The 13,954-nt window shown below is 69.1% G+C and carries 13 protein-coding genes; 10 read left to right on the plus strand and 3 right to left on the minus strand.

Annotation, left to right across the window (positions count from 1 at the left end):
- Window positions 1–6: 6 nt before the first annotated feature.
- On the minus strand, window positions 7–2,055 hold the full coding sequence (locus HRV97_RS11360) for a lytic transglycosylase domain-containing protein (protein WP_223176773.1): 2,049 nt from the start codon (window positions 2,053–2,055) through the stop codon (window positions 7–9).
- 33 nt (window positions 2,056–2,088) lie between these two features.
- Here HRV97_RS11360 and dapA point away from each other — a divergent pair, with 33 nt between their 5' ends.
- The 10 genes from dapA to HRV97_RS11410 all read left to right on the plus strand — a co-directional run bounded on the left by dapA (window position 2,089) and on the right by HRV97_RS11410 (window position 12,247).
- Window positions 2,089–2,970: a 4-hydroxy-tetrahydrodipicolinate synthase gene (gene dapA / locus HRV97_RS11365; RefSeq protein WP_174194379.1), complete on the plus strand. Its 882-nt coding sequence runs from the start codon at window positions 2,089–2,091 to the stop codon at window positions 2,968–2,970.
- A gap of 57 nt (window positions 2,971–3,027) precedes the next feature.
- Complete coding sequence (locus HRV97_RS11370) at window positions 3,028–3,330, plus strand: 5'-nucleotidase (RefSeq protein WP_174194380.1); 303 nt, start codon at window positions 3,028–3,030, stop codon at window positions 3,328–3,330.
- Between the two features lie 89 nt (window positions 3,331–3,419).
- Complete coding sequence (smpB, locus tag HRV97_RS11375) at window positions 3,420–3,902, plus strand: SsrA-binding protein SmpB (RefSeq protein ID WP_019514965.1); 483 nt, start codon at window positions 3,420–3,422, stop codon at window positions 3,900–3,902.
- 14 nt (window positions 3,903–3,916) lie between these two features.
- A complete protein-coding gene (locus tag HRV97_RS11380) occupies window positions 3,917–4,450 on the plus strand; it encodes a DUF2062 domain-containing protein (protein WP_246248685.1) in 534 nt (177 codons plus the stop codon).
- Between the two features lie 189 nt (window positions 4,451–4,639).
- Window positions 4,640–7,009 (plus strand): hybrid sensor histidine kinase/response regulator, encoded by a 2,370-nt coding sequence (locus HRV97_RS11385; protein WP_174194382.1) that lies wholly within the window; start codon window positions 4,640–4,642, stop codon window positions 7,007–7,009.
- 63 nt (window positions 7,010–7,072) lie between these two features.
- Entirely contained in the window at window positions 7,073–7,420 is a 348-nt protein-coding gene (locus HRV97_RS11390) for a response regulator (RefSeq protein ID WP_174194383.1), read from the plus strand.
- Between the two features lie 77 nt (window positions 7,421–7,497).
- Complete coding sequence (gene ilvD, locus HRV97_RS11395) at window positions 7,498–9,219, plus strand: dihydroxy-acid dehydratase (RefSeq protein ID WP_174194384.1); 1,722 nt, start codon at window positions 7,498–7,500, stop codon at window positions 9,217–9,219.
- On the plus strand, window positions 9,200–9,610 hold the full coding sequence (locus tag HRV97_RS11400; protein WP_174194385.1) for a hypothetical protein: 411 nt from the start codon (window positions 9,200–9,202) through the stop codon (window positions 9,608–9,610). The genes ilvD and HRV97_RS11400 overlap by 20 nt, the downstream gene beginning before the upstream one ends.
- Window positions 9,607–11,007: an NAD(P)H-hydrate dehydratase gene (locus HRV97_RS11405; RefSeq protein WP_174194386.1), complete on the plus strand. Its 1,401-nt coding sequence runs from the start codon at window positions 9,607–9,609 to the stop codon at window positions 11,005–11,007. Before HRV97_RS11400 ends, HRV97_RS11405 begins: the two co-directional genes overlap by 4 nt.
- Before the next feature lie 67 nt (window positions 11,008–11,074).
- Window positions 11,075–12,247, plus strand: coding sequence for a class I SAM-dependent RNA methyltransferase (locus tag HRV97_RS11410; protein WP_174194469.1), 1,173 nt, complete (start codon window positions 11,075–11,077; stop codon window positions 12,245–12,247).
- Here the strand turns inward: HRV97_RS11410 and truA are convergent.
- Together truA and fmt are read right to left on the minus strand one after the other, a co-directional pair.
- Window positions 12,241–12,978, minus strand: coding sequence for a tRNA pseudouridine(38-40) synthase TruA (gene truA / locus HRV97_RS11415; protein ID WP_174194387.1), 738 nt, complete (start codon window positions 12,976–12,978; stop codon window positions 12,241–12,243). The two genes, HRV97_RS11410 and truA, sit on opposite strands and share 7 nt — an antisense overlap.
- Window positions 12,975–13,889 (minus strand): methionyl-tRNA formyltransferase, encoded by a 915-nt coding sequence (gene fmt, locus HRV97_RS11420; protein WP_174194388.1) that lies wholly within the window; start codon window positions 13,887–13,889, stop codon window positions 12,975–12,977. The genes truA and fmt overlap by 4 nt, the downstream gene beginning before the upstream one ends.
- Between the last annotated feature and the right edge of the window lie 65 nt (window positions 13,890–13,954).

Below are 13,954 nucleotides of genomic sequence, written 5' to 3' on the forward strand. Positions count from 1 at the left end.
TGCCCATCAACCCGAGCGGCTGCGGCCGAGATACCAGCTCAGGTTCGCCGGCCCGCGGCTCTTCGCGCGTGCGGGATACATCAGGTCGTAGACGACCGCATTCTCCAGCACACGCTGCACGTAGTTGCGCGTTTCGCTATACGGGATCGCCTCCACCCAATCGACCATGTCGACCCCGGCGGTGCGCGGGTCGCCGTTGGCGCGCAGCCATTTATTCACATTGCCCGGCCCGGCATTGTACGCCGCGATCGCCAGCGGGTAGCTACCGTACAGGGTGAAGATGCGCTGGAAATAGCTCGATCCCAGCATGACGTTGTAGCTGGTGTCCGCGGTCAGCCGGCCTGCGTCATAAGGCAGTCCGAGCTTGCCCGCCTGCTCGCGCGCGGTGGCGGGCATTAGCTGCATCAACCCACTCGCGCCCACCGGGCTGCGCGCTTCGCGATCGAACTGGCTTTCCTGCCGGCTGACCGCGTGGATCATCGTCCACTGGCTCTCGTAACCGCCGGGCACCGGCACCGTCGGGAAGGCGACCGCGCTATATTCGGTCAAGCCGTTCTGCATCGCGTTCCGCCCGACCAGCACCGCCAGATCGGGGCGCCCCAACTGGCGCGACAGTTCCTCGGTCAGCAGATGGTCGGTGTCGGTCTTCGCATCGCTCGCGATCAGGCGGACGAACGCGGTCTGGTCCTGCCGCTGCCCCGTTTGCCCGAGCATCTGCGCGGCACGCACCGTTTCACGGTTGAAGAAGGCGGCGCGGATCGCGGGATCGATCGTGCGCGGCGCCACCGTGGGCGGCGCGACCAGTGGCTGACGCATGTGTTCCAGCGCCAACTGGCCGTAATATTGGTCGCGGTAACCGCCCGCGCGCGCGAACAGTCCCGCCGCCTCGGGCTTGCCGGCGGCTTCCGCGGCGCGTGCCGCCCAATAGAAGCCCTTGGCGCGCGTCTGTGGCGACTGGCTTGCCTCACCGTAGCGCTGGAACAGGAAGGCGGCATCAGCCGGACGGTTGAGCTTGGTCAGTGCCGCTTGACCTGCCAGCCACGCCAGGCTGGTGTAATCGTCGCGCTCGCCGTACGGCTTGGTCGAGATGTCGGTGCCAGCGGGATAGGCGTCGTCGATCTGACGCGCGATGTCATAGGCAGTCTGCCACTGATTGTCGGCTGCCGCGCCGCGCGCGTTGGTCAGCAATACCTCGTAGAACTTCTCGACGTTACCCGGCCGCACCAGCCCCTGCCGCGACCGTGCCAGCCACCCGCGCGCGCTCAGCGACGCGCCGCTGTTGCGCAGCCACACCGCCTTGTCGGCGAGATAGCCCGCATCGGTCGCGCCCGCCGCATCGTTGGCGGCAGCGAGCGCGGAGGCATTCGCACCACCGGTACGGAACGCCAGCCGAGCCTCGAACAACGGCCGTGCGCCCGCACTGGTCAGCGCGATCTGCCGTGCCGCCGCACCCGTCTGACCCTGCCACAGCAGCATATCCATTCGCACATCGTGGTCGGCCGGTGTCAGCGCGCCCGCGAAGCCGGTCAGCACCGCGCTCTCGTCGGTCGGCGACAGACTGCCGCTGCGCCATGCCGCACGCGCGGCAGCATATGCTTCGGCCGAGGCACCACTCGCTTGATAAGCGCGCGCGCATGCCAGCCAGCCCCCGCCCGTCAGCGGCGGGAAACGGCGGCAAAAGGCGATCACGTTCGCTGGTGCGGCATAGCCGCTCGCCGCCTGCTTCTCCGCCGCGCGCCGGTTGGCGACCTGATTGGGCCAACCGGGATGCGCGAGGAGGAAGCTAGCATAAGTGTCGAACGGCAACGAGTCGCTCTGTTGCAGCACCTTCCACTGCGCCACCGCCTGCGCCAGCCCGGCCGCCTGAGCTTGCGCGTTCGCCTGTGCGCCAGCCTGCGCAGGATATTGCCCCACCGAACCGACCTGGCTCTGCGCCAGCAACAGCGCCGCCCCGACACCTGCCATTATTCCGATCAACGCGCCCGCCTTCATCATCACTCTCAGATTGGTGGACAGGATAGCGATCCAACCCGTATCTGTCCTGAACGACTTCATTATTCCACCGCGCCGGAGAGAGCGTTCGTCTTTATGTTCACAGGTTCGATCCCCGCGCTGGTGACCCCGTTCGACGACGATGGCGCGTTTGCCGAGCAGGTCTACCGTGAGTTCATCGAGTGGCAGATCGCCGAAGGATCCTCCGCGCTGGTGCCGTGCGGCACGACCGGCGAGGCGGCGACGCTGACAAAGGAGGAGCAGTTCGCGATCGTGCGCGTCTGTGTCGATCAGGCGCGCCGTCGCGTGCCGGTGATCGCGGGTGCGGGCTCGAACGACACGCGCGTCGCGCGCGAGAACCTCGTCGCCGCGAAAGAGGCCGGCGCCGACGCCGCGCTGATGGTGCCGCCTTATTACAACCGGCCGGGGCAGGAGGGTATCTTCCGCCATTTCGAGGCGCTGGGTGCGGACGCGCCATTGCCGATCGTGCTCTACAACGTGCCCGCGCGCACCGTGACCGACATCCTGCCCGACACGCTCGCGCGGATCGTTGAGGCGTTCCCGCAAGTGTTCGTCGCGGTCAAGGACGCGAGCGGCGTCATCACGCGCGTGTCGCAGCACCGCGCCAGCCTGGGCGAGGCGTTCTGCCAACTCTCCGGCAACGACGATCTCGCGCTCGCTTTCAACGCGACCGGCGGCGTCGGCTGCATCTCGGTCAGCGCCAATGTCGCACCGCGCTTATGTGCCGACTTCCAGACGGCGTGCGCCAACGGCGACTTCGCGGCCGCACGGACGCTCCACGATCGGCTGTTCCCGCTACACACCGCGCTGTTCACCGACGCTTCGCCGGGGCCGGTGAAATATGCGGTCAACAAGGTCAGACCCGACTTCCCCCGCGGGCTGCGCTTACCGATGACCTGGCCCGGTGAGGCATCGCGCGCCGCGGTCGATGCCGGCTTAGCGCACGCTGGGCTGTAAGCGGATGGGCGGGCAGGGCAGCACAAGGCATCCCACCCGCCACCCGGAAGCACTTCGATGATCGCCGCGCTGCTGCTGCAGGCGGCGGTTGCCGGGCCGATGCTCCCGAAACCCCGCTCCGTGCTGCCGCGCGACTGCCCCAAGCCGCAGGAAGGCGACACCACGATCATCGTCTGCGGGCGCGGGCAAGAAGAGTTCCGCCTCCGTTCAATCCCCGAGCGTTACTCCGCCGACCCGCAGGCACTGCCGAAGGCGCAGACTACGATCGGCGGCAACACGGTGGCGGCCGAAGCCGAGCAGGGCGACGTCGGCGGCATCCCGACCAACCGCATCATGCTCCGTCTCAAGCGCCCTTTCTGACGTCCCGTCGGGCTCGGTCGCCCCTTGCGCGGGTTCAATCGTAACGATCGCCCTTTGCCGCCTGCCCCTCGTGTGCCTACATCGCGGCCATGTCGCGTCCCAAGCCTGCCACCTTCGACAAGAAGAAGATTGTCGCCGAGAACCGCCGCGCGCGGTTCGATTACGCGGTCGACACCGTGTACGAGGCCGGCATCGTCCTGACCGGTACCGAGGTGAAGTCGCTGCGCTTCGGCGAGGGGTCGATCGCGGAAAGCTACGCCGAGGTGCGCGGCGATGAGGTGTGGCTGGTCAATTCCAACGTGCCCGAATTCAGCCACGGCAACCGTTTCAACCACGAGGCGAAGCGTCCGCGTAAACTCCTGCTTCACGAGCGCGAGATTAACAAGCTGCACGGTGCGGTCGCACGCGACGGCATGACGCTCGTCCCGCTGACCGTTTACTTCAACGGACAGGGTCGTGCGAAGGTGGAGTTGGCGTTGGCGAAGGGCAGGAAGGCGCACGACAAGCGCGAGCACATCAAGGAACGCGAGTGGAAGCGTGATGCCGGGCGCATCATGCGCGACCACGGCTGATGGCGAGCCGCCCGATGACGGCATGGGACAAAATGGCCGCGTGGAGCAGGCGCAACCTGCCGACGCGCGAGGCGATGGAGCGCAGCCGCATGCTGCGCCCGGTCGCGCATCGTGTACTCGCGCCCGAATTGTGGCGCTTCACCCGCCGTTCGGTGCCGCGCGGCGTGGCGCTCGGCATGGTGGCGGGCATCCTGTTCCCGGTCGGGCAGATCGCGATTGCGGCGCTGATCGCGTTGCCGTTCCGCGCCAACGTGCCGGTCGCCGCGCTCGTCACCTTCATCACCAATCCGCTGACGACGCCGTTCATCCTGTTCGCCGCTTATCAGATCGGCGCGTGGCTGCTGCGCTCGAACGCGGCGGCGGTGGCGCAGCCGGTGGCGGAGGCAGCGACCGGGTGGCTGCAATGGCTGCGCGACGCAGGGCCGAACCTGATCCTGGGTCTGCTCGTCATCACCGTTGTCAGCGCGCTCGTCGGCTACGGCGCGGCGGCGCTCGGCTGGCGACTGTGGATCGCGCGCAAGTGGAAGACGCGGCACGAGCGCGATTAGCACGCGCCGCACTGGCGCCTGTTCGGATGTCGCCGTAAGGAGGAACATTCCTCCCGCGGGTGACTGCTGATGCGCCATTCGATCCTGTTTTCCACGTGGTCGTGCGCGATCGCGCGCCCGTGCGCATCTCACGCCCACCGCACCGTTCACGCGCACCGCGCGTGACGCTCAACTGACGATCGCGCGGCAATGCGTGAGGGTGCAACAGGTCCGATGATCGGCGGAACACGCGCTGCCCTGCTTATCGCAGGCGCGGCGGGTGCGATCGCGGGCGGGATCATTTTGTGGCTGGTCGGCAGCATGATCGTCGCGGCTGGCTTCGTCGCGGCGGCGGTGGTGCTCGCCGGCATCGCCCTGGCTGTAAAAGCGGCCTTTCCGACCCGCACGGTCGTTGAACCCGAAACCGATTGGTCGCTGGCCTCAGCACTCGCCGGCGCGAACGCCGACGCGATTGCGGTAACCGGGCGAGGTGGGCATCTGGTCTGCGCGAACGAGGCATATGAGACGCTGTGCGGCGGGCTTCCCACACCGCCCGCGCTAGCCCTGGCCGAGCCCGCGCTCGTCGCGCTCACCGCCGCCGGGCGCGACGCCTGGCGCGACGGTCACGCCGCCCTGGCGCAAATCGAGGTCGCGGGTACGCCCGTCGCCGTCTCGGTGACGCGCTCGGGCCACGCCGGCGACCACCTCGTCTGGCGCTTCACCGGTCATCGCGCAGTCGACACCGTCGAGTCGCTGGTTCGCGAGATCGACGGGTCGCTCGGCGATCGGCTCGGTGAAGCGGGCATCATGGCCGCACTGATGACGCCCGCGGGTCAGGTGATCGCGGGCAATCGCGTGCTCGGCGCGCGCGCCACCGGTCAGCCGAACGCTTCTATCACAGGGCAGGATCTCGCCCAACTGCTCGTCGGCGACGCACGAGGCAGCATCCATTTCGCGCGCGACGAGGAAGCGGGGCCGCTGCGCTTGCTCCAGGTGCCGCTCGGCAGCGGCGAGCAATCCCCCGTCCTCGTCGCGTTGATCGACGACCTCGGCGGCGCGCCCGCGATCGGCGATCCGCAGGACGTCCACACACTCCTGTCGGTGATCCCCTTCGGGCTCGCGTTGGTCGACCGCGAAGGCCGGTTCATCGCCATGAACGCCGCCTTCTCGCGCGTGGCCGGGGTGGAGCCGTCCGCGCCGCCGCTCTATCCCGGCGACCTGGTGGTGCGCGAGGACAAGGCCGCAGTCGCCGACACGGTGCGCCGCTTCGCTACAGGCGGCGCGCAGTCGGCCGATCTGGCCATCCGGTTGAAGGACCACCCCGACGAACCGCTCGCGCTGTCGATCGCCGCCACACGCGGTTTCGGTGGCGCCTCCGTGCTGCTATCCTTCAAGGACAATGGCGAGGAGAACCGGCTGAAGCGTGAGGTGGCGCAAGCGACCAAGATGCAGGCGGTCGGCCAGCTAGCCGGCGGCGTCGCGCACGATTTCAACAACATCCTGACCGCGATCATTGGGCATTGCGACCTGATGCTGATGCGCCATTCGCCCGGCGACAGCGATTACGACGACATTCAGCAAATCCGCGCCAATTCGAACCGCGCCGCCAGCCTGACCCGGCAGTTACTAGCCTTCTCGCGGCAGCAGACGCTTCGCCCGCAAATTCTGCAACTGCCTGACGTCGTGTCAGAAGTGTCGACGCTGCTGCGACGGCTGCTCGGCGAAACGGTCGTGCTAGAGGTCAAGCATGGCCGCGACTTGGGCGCCGTCCGTGCCGATCCGGGGCAGCTCGAACAGGTGGTCGTCAACCTCGCGGTCAACGCGCGCGACGCGATGCTCGCCAAGGGAGCCGGCGGGCGCGTCACGATCCAGACCCGCGCGGCGACGATCGCCGAACTGCGCCACCGCGGCACCGACATCATGCCGCTCGGCGATTACACCGCGCTGGAGATCGCCGACACCGGCACCGGCATTCCGCCCGACGTGCTGCCAAAGATTTTCGAGCCCTTCTTCACCACCAAGGAGGTTGGCAAGGGCACCGGGCTGGGCCTCTCGACCGTTTACGGCATCGTCAAGCAATCGGGCGGCTTCATCTTCGCCGATTCGAAGCCGGGGCAGGGTGCGACCTTCACCATCTACTTCCCGGTTCACGCGGTCAGCCCCGATGCGGCGCCCTCGCGACCGGTCGCGCGTGCCAAGTCGACCGACACCTGGGGCACGGGCACGATCCTGCTGGTGGAGGACGAGGACATGGTGCGCGCGATCGCCGAGCGCGCGCTGACCCGCCAGGGCTATACCGTGCTCGCCGCCGATCACGGCGAGGCCGCGCTCGAGTTGCTGGAGAATGCCGAGCGTCCCAGCCTGATCGTGTCGGACGTCATGATGCCGGTGATGGATGGGCCAACCCTCGCGCGCGCGGTGCGCGCCCGTTATCCCGACATTCCGATCCTGTTCATGTCGGGCTATGCCGAGGAACAGCTCCGCCGCTCGATCGACCTCGACAATGTCGCGTTCCTGCCCAAACCCTTCTCCGTTCAGCAGCTCGCCGAGGCGGCGCGCGACGTTCTGGCGGGTGTTTGACGTGGATCAAGCGCGACTGCGCAAAGGTTGCACTCGCCCGCGCGCACGTTATGGCGGCACGCGATGACGATGCGCGTGCTCCTGGTCGAAGACGAACCGCTTATCGCAATGATGCTCGAGGACTTTCTCGATGCGCTCGATCGCCAGCATGCCGGCACCGCCGACAGCGTGGCGGCCGCGCTGCCGATGGTGGCGGCGGGCGGGCTCGATGCCGCGATCCTCGACGTCAACCTGCGCGGCGGCGAGAAGAGCTTCGCGATCGCCGAAGCGCTGGCGGCGAAGAACATTCCCTTCGTGTTCGCCAGTGGCGGCGGTGGCGAGGACATCGCGCCTGAGTACCGCGACCGCCCGATGCTGCCTAAACCCTATACGATGGAAGGCGTCGAGCAGGCGCTCGCCAAACTCGGCTGAGGCCTGCGAACTTTTCTGTCTCGGCACAGCTTCGAGGCTTGCCATAGCTTGCGCATGCGCAGCATAGCGCAGGCACCATGACCACACGTTTTGACAAGAACCACCTGCCGAGCCGCCACGTCTCGGTCGGTCCCGAGCGCGCGCCGCACCGCAGCTATTATTACGCGATGGGCCTCTCCGAGGAGGAGATTGCGCGCCCATTCGTTGCACTCGCCTCCGCGGGCAATGACAGCGCGCCGTGCAACACGACACTCGACGCGCAGGCCGATGCCGCACGCCGCGGGGTGGAGCAGGGCGGGGGCATGCCGCGGCGCTTCAACACCATCACCGTCACCGACGGCATCGCGATGGGCCACCAGGGCATGAAGTCGAGCCTTGTCAGCCGCGAGGTGATCGCCGATTCGGTCGAGCTATCCGTGCGCGGCCACTGTTACGACGCGCTCGTCGGCTTCGCTGGATGCGACAAGTCGCTGCCTGGCATGATGATGGCGATGCTCCGGCTCAACGTGCCGTCGATCTTCGTCTATGGCGGATCGATCCTGCCCGGCCGGTTCGAGGATCGCGACGTCACCGTCGTCGACGTGTTCGAGGTTGTCGGCCGCTATGCCGCGGGCACCTGCCCGATCAGCGAGGTGCACGCGCTCGAGAAGGTGGCGTGCCCCGGTCACGGCGCGTGCGGTGGGCAGTACACCGCCAATACCATGGCCTGCGTCGGTGAGGCGATCGGATTGTCGTTGCCGAACAGCAACATGGTGCCCGCACCTTATACCTCACGCGAGCAGATCGCGGTTGCGGCGGGCGCGCAAGTCATGGAGCTGCTCGCCGCCAATATCCGCCCGCGCGACATCTGCACCCGCGACGCGTTCGAGAATGCCGCACGCATCGTCGCCGCGACCGGCGGTTCGACCAACGGCGCGCTGCACCTGCCCGCGATGGCGCACGAGGCGGGGATCGACTTCGACCTGTTCGACGTCGCCGAGATCTTCAAGACCACGCCCTACATCGCCGACCTTAAGCCCGGCGGTAAGTACGTCGCCAAGGACATGTACGAAGCCGGCGGCATCTACATGCTGATGAAGACGTTGCTGGCGGAAGGGCTGCTTCACGGCGACTGCCTGACCGTCACCGGACGTACGCTGGCCGAGAACATCGAGCAGGTGACGTGGAACCCCGATCAGAAGGTGATCTACGACGCGCGCGCGCCGATCACCCCAACCGGCGGCGTCGTGGGCTTACGCGGCACGCTCGCCCCCGATGGCGCGATCGTGAAGGTGGCGGGCATGCACCGGCTCCAGTTTGAGGGGCCCGCGCGCTGCTTCGACTGCGAGGAGGACACGTTCGCCGCAGTCGAGGCGCGCCAGATCAAGGAAGGCGAGATCATCATCATCCGCTACGAAGGGCCGAAGGGCGGACCCGGCATGCGTGAGATGCTGTCCACCACCGCCGCGCTCTACGGCTTGGGGATGGGCGAGAAGGTCGCGCTCATCACCGACGGGCGCTTCTCCGGCGCGACGCGCGGCTTCTGCATCGGCCATGTCGGACCGGAGGCAGCGGATGGCGGCCCGATCGCGCTGGTCGAGGACGGCGACATCATCCGCATCGACGCCGAGGCCGGCACGATCGACCTAGACGTAGCGGACGCGGTCCTCGCAGATCGCCGCGCGCGCTGGCAGGCGCGGCGCAACGACTATGGCTCGGGCGCATTGTGGCGTTATGCTCAGAACGTCGGTCCGGCCTACAAGGGCGCTGTCACCCATCCTGGCGCGCAAGCGGAAACGCATGTTTACGCGGACATCTAGCGCGGTTCTGCTCGCCGCGCTCGCCGGGGCCTGCTCACCCGAGCAGACCGCGAACACGCAGGTGCTGGCGAACGTCGAGGCGGTGCAGGACCAGGAGGCGGCCGACGATGGCCTGCTCAACTGTGCGGTCGGTGCGGCCGCCACCTTGTCGCGCGTGTGCAGCGTCGAGCGGCAGGAGAGCGACCGTGGGCTCGTGCTGACCGTGCGTCACCCCGACGGCGGGTTTCGTCGCCTGCTCGTCACCAAGGACGGCCGCGGCGTCGTCGCGGCCGATGGCGCGCAACCCGCGCAGGTGACGCTGGTCGGCGCCAGTGAGATCGAGGTCGCACTCGGCGACGACATCTATCGTCTGCCAGTGACGGTGAAGCCGACCGACACGAAGCGTCCGTGAGACAGATCGAGGGTGCCGCGGTCCTCACCGCCGCCGACATGCGCGCGGTGGAGCAGGCCGCATTCGAGCAGGGTGACAGCGCCGCCGCGATGATGCGTCGCGCGGGGCAGGCGTGCGCCGCCGCGATCCGTCGCCTGTCCGCCGGATCGGAGGTGCTGGTGCTGTGCGGACCGGGCAACAACGGCGGCGACGGTTACGTCATCGCGGCGACGCTCGCCGCCGACGGCCATCCGGTTCGTGTCGCAGCGCTCGGCACGCCGGGCAGTGACGTGGCGCAGCAAGCGCGTGCCGGCTGGGTCGGCCCCGTCGAGACGCTGCACGACACAGCGCCGGCGCCGGTGCTGGTCGACGCGCTGTTCGGGATCGGGCTTTCGCACCCGCTCGATCCTGCAATCGCGCAAGCGCTCCTGGTGCTAATCGCGGCGGCACGGCTAACGATCGCGATCGATCTGCCGAGCGGGGTGGACACCGATAGCGGCGCGCTGCTCGGGTGCCCGGCGCCTGCCGACATCACCCTTGCCTTGGGCGCGCTCAAGCCTGCGCACCTGCTGCAACCGGCAGCGTCGCACTGCGGCGCGGTTCGCCTGCTCGACATCGGCGTGTCCGCGCCCGACACCATGCAGGTGGTCGCCGCGCCCGCGCTGCCGATGCCCGGGCCGCATTCGCACAAGTTCAACCGCGGCATGGTCGCAATCGTGCGTGGACGCATGGCCGGCGCGGCCGAGCTGGCCGCCGCCGCGGCAATGCACGCGGGTTCCGGCTATGTCGCACTGCTCGGCTCTACGATCCCCGCCGCACCGCACGCGCTGGTCAGGCGCAAGCTCAATGACGAGTCGCTGGGCGATCCACGCATCGGCGCACTGGTCGTCGGCCCCGGGCTCGGCCGCGACGACGACATGCGCGCCACCCTCGAACGCGCGCTCGCCACCGATCACTCACTTGTCGTCGACGGTGACGCGCTCCACCTCGTCACGCCCGAGCAATTGCGCGCACGTGGCGGCCAGATGATCCTGACGCCGCACGCCGGCGAGTTCGACGCGTTGTTCGGTTCGAGTGACGCCGGCAAGCTCGACCGCGCCCGCGCCGCCGCGCAGGCGTCCGGCGCCACGATCGTGTTCAAGGGCGCCGACACCGTGGTCGCCTCGCCCGACGGACGCGCGCGGCTCGCGCCTGCCGCCAGCAACTGGTTGTCGACCGCGGGCAGCGGCGACGTGCTCGCGGGCGCGATCGCTGCCTGTCTCGCCGCCGGCCTCGATCCGCTCGGCGCCGCCGCGGCCGGCGTGTGGCTGCACGGTGAGGCAGCGCGGCGCTGCGGTCCGGCGTTCATCGCCGACGATCTCGCCTGTGCGCTGGGGCCCGCCAGAGCGGCAGTTGCCGGAGCGGTGCCGCCGCGCTGACGTCGCACGTGTCGGAACGGTGCCGCACCCGCGTGACGCGCCGGGCAAACCGCTCTACGGCACCGCGATGAGCATCATTCTACGCGTCGCAGCGCGCGGCGAGGGCGTCGCCGAGGACGGCCGCCACGTCGCCTTTGCCGCACCCGGTGACAGCCTGGCACCCGACGGCACGATCACGCCCGGCCCGCACCACCAGACTCCACCGTGCCGCCACTTCCCAGAATGTGGCGGGTGCCAGCTCCAGCACCTCGACGACGAGAGCTGGTCCGCCTTCCTGACCGACCGCATCGCCGGCGCGCTCGCCGCGCAGGGGCTGACGACCGACATACGCGCCGCCCAATTGTCGTCGCCGCGCACGCGCCGCCGCGCGACGCTGCACTACGACCCCGCCGGCCGGCTCGGCTTCGCGGCGGAGAAGAGCCATCAACTGATCGACCTGCACGAATGCCACGTGCTCGCGCCCGAGTTGTTCGCGCTGGTGCGCCCGCTCAAGCGCCTGCTGCCGGTGTTCAAGCCCAAGCGCCGCCTCGACGTTCACCTGATCCTCGCCGATCAGGGCGTCGACGTACTGATCACCGGCGTGACGCCGTCCGGGCTCAAGCACGCCGACGCGATCACCGACTTCGCGCAGGCGCACCGCGTCGCGCGGATCGCGTTCGACGACGGGCTCGGCCCCGAGACGCATTGGGAGCCCGACGCGGTCACGATCACGCTCGGCAACACGCCTGTACCGCTGCCGCCCGCCGCCTTCCTCCAGGCGACGCGCGAAGGCGAGGCGGCGCTGGTCGCCGCGGTGCACGAGGCGATCGGGAGCCCACGCATCACCGCCGACCTGTTCGCCGGGCTAGGCACCTTCGCATTGTCACTACCCGGCCGCGTCTATGCCGCCGAAGGCGGACGTGACGCGATCCTGTCATTGAAGGCCGGCGCTGACCGCGCGCAGCGGCTCTTCTTCACCGAGCACCGCGACCTTTACCGTCGCCCGCTCACCACCGCCGAGCTCGACCGCTTCGACGCGGTCGTGCTCGATCCGCCGCGCGCCGGTGCGCGCGAGCAGATCGACGCGCTCGCTGCCGCACGCGTTCCGCACGTCGCCTACGTTTCGTGCAATCCCAGTAGCTTCGCGCGCGATGCCAAGATCATGTGCGAAGGCGGCTATCACCTCGATTGGATTGTGCCGGTCGGGCAGTTCCGCTGGTCGACCCACACCGAACTCGCCGCTCGCTTCTCGCGTCAATAATCCGCGGCGACGAAGAACAGGCCATCGGGCGGCGCGTTGAGGCCGAGTTGAGCGCGGTCCGCGGCCTGAAGCGCCTCGCGTAACCGCTCGACGCTCCACCGCCCGAGGCCGACGAGTACGAGGCAGCCGACCATCGAGCGCACCTGATGGTGGAGGAACGATCGCGCCGCCGCTTCTACCATCACGCGATCGCCCACGCGCCGGACGCCCAGCCGCGTGAGCGTCTTGACCGGGCTCGCCGACTGACAATGGACCGAGCGAAAGGTCGTGAAGTCATGCTTCCCGACCAGCACCTGCGCCGCCCCAGCCATCGCCTCCGCGTCGAGCGGCTGCGGCACCTGCCACGCGAGGCCACGCTCGAACGTCAGCGGCGCACGGCGATTGACGATGCGATACTCATAGGAGCGCCCCAGGCACGAGAAGCGCGCGTGCCAGTCGTCCGGCACTTCCTCGCACGCGAGCACCGCGACCGGCTGCGGGCGGAGCCGCGCGTTGAGCGCCTCCATCAACCGGAACGGCGTGATCACCTTTGCGACGTCGACGTGCGCGCGCATCGCGAGCCCGTGGACCCCGGCGTCGGTCCGCCCCGCGGCATGCACCGTCGCGTCCTCGCCGGTGATCGTGTGCAGCGCGTCCTCGATCGCGCCCTGCACGCTGGCGCCGTGCGGTTGGCGCTGCCACCCCATGAATGGCCGCCCGTCGAACTCGACCGTCAGCGCGAAGCGCGTCACGCGAGCTCGGTCCCCGACCGGACCGGAAATCCGCGCAGCATCTCCTCCGCGCTCGTGACTCCGCGCCCGGCGCGCTGCACCAAGGTCGGGCGGATCGCGCCGTCGCCGCAGCCGATCGTCAGCGCGGCGTCGACCGTCACGCCCTCGCCGCCGGGGAAGGTGAACGGCAGCACGTCGGCGGCGAGCAATTTGACGCGCTCGCCCGCGAGCTCGAACCACGCGCCCGGCGCCGGGTTGAGCCCGCGCACCATCCGCTCGATCTCGCCTGCGCTGCGGGTCCAGTCGATCTTCGCCTCGGCCTTGCTGATCTTCGCGGCATAGGTGACACCATCGCCTGGCTGCGGCACCGGCGGGTGCGCGTCCACGTCGGCCAGCACCTCGACCATCAACCGCGCACCCATCTGCGCCAGCTCGGCGGTCAACTCACCCGCGGTCTTGCGCTCGACCGGGGTCCGTCCCGCCAGCCGCACCGGCCCGGTGTCGAGCCCCGCCTCCATCTGCATGATCCCGACACCCGTCTCCGCGTCGCCCGCCATGATCGCGCGCTGGACCGGCGCCGCGCCGCGCCAGCGTGGCAAGAGCGAGCCGTGAACGTTCAGACACCCGAGCCGCGGCGCGTCGAGCACCGCCTGCGGCAGGATCAGCCCGTACGCCGCGACCACGCCGACGTCCGCGTTCAGCGCCGCAAATGCCGCCTGCTCCTCCGCGCCTTTCAACGACACGGGCGTTCGCACCGCGATGCCCAGCGCCTCCGCGCGCCGCTGCACCGGCGAGGCGACCAGTTCTCGCCCACGCCGTCCGCCCGGCCGCGGCGGCTGGCTGTACGCCGCGACGATCTCGTGTCCGGCCTCCACCAGCGCGTCGAGCGTCGGCACCGCGAAATCGGGGGTTCCCATGAAGACGATCCGCATGGCCGAGCCTTTTCCACATCGCGCGGCGTGCGTCACCCCACGCGCTGGCGCACGGGGCAGGGGAT

The sequence above is a fragment of the Sphingomonas hominis genome (assembly GCF_013328205.1).
Lineage (GTDB): Bacteria > Pseudomonadota > Alphaproteobacteria > Sphingomonadales > Sphingomonadaceae > Sphingomonas > Sphingomonas hominis.

Excerpts from the sequence above, each read along its gene's own strand:
- fmt (WP_174194388.1), bottom strand. The coding sequence starts at position 13,889 with ATGCGGATCGTCTTCATGGGAACCCCCGATTTCGCGGTGCCGACGCTC.
- HRV97_RS11385 (WP_174194382.1), top strand. The coding sequence starts at position 4,640 with ATGCGTGAGGGTGCAACAGGTCCGATGATCGGCGGAACACGCGCTGCC.
- smpB (WP_019514965.1), top strand. The coding sequence starts at position 3,420 with ATGTCGCGTCCCAAGCCTGCCACCTTCGACAAGAAGAAGATTGTCGCC.
- HRV97_RS11400 (WP_174194385.1), top strand. The coding sequence starts at position 9,200 with ATGTTTACGCGGACATCTAGCGCGGTTCTGCTCGCCGCGCTCGCCGGG.
- HRV97_RS11380 (WP_246248685.1), top strand. The coding sequence starts at position 3,917 with ATGACGGCATGGGACAAAATGGCCGCGTGGAGCAGGCGCAACCTGCCG.
- HRV97_RS11390 (WP_174194383.1), top strand. The coding sequence starts at position 7,073 with ATGACGATGCGCGTGCTCCTGGTCGAAGACGAACCGCTTATCGCAATG.
- HRV97_RS11410 (WP_174194469.1), top strand. The coding sequence starts at position 11,075 with ATGAGCATCATTCTACGCGTCGCAGCGCGCGGCGAGGGCGTCGCCGAG.
- dapA (WP_174194379.1), top strand. The coding sequence starts at position 2,089 with ATGTTCACAGGTTCGATCCCCGCGCTGGTGACCCCGTTCGACGACGAT.
- HRV97_RS11370 (WP_174194380.1), top strand. The coding sequence starts at position 3,028 with ATGATCGCCGCGCTGCTGCTGCAGGCGGCGGTTGCCGGGCCGATGCTC.
- ilvD (WP_174194384.1), top strand. The coding sequence starts at position 7,498 with ATGACCACACGTTTTGACAAGAACCACCTGCCGAGCCGCCACGTCTCG.
- HRV97_RS11360 (WP_223176773.1), bottom strand. The coding sequence starts at position 2,055 with ATGAAGTCGTTCAGGACAGATACGGGTTGGATCGCTATCCTGTCCACC.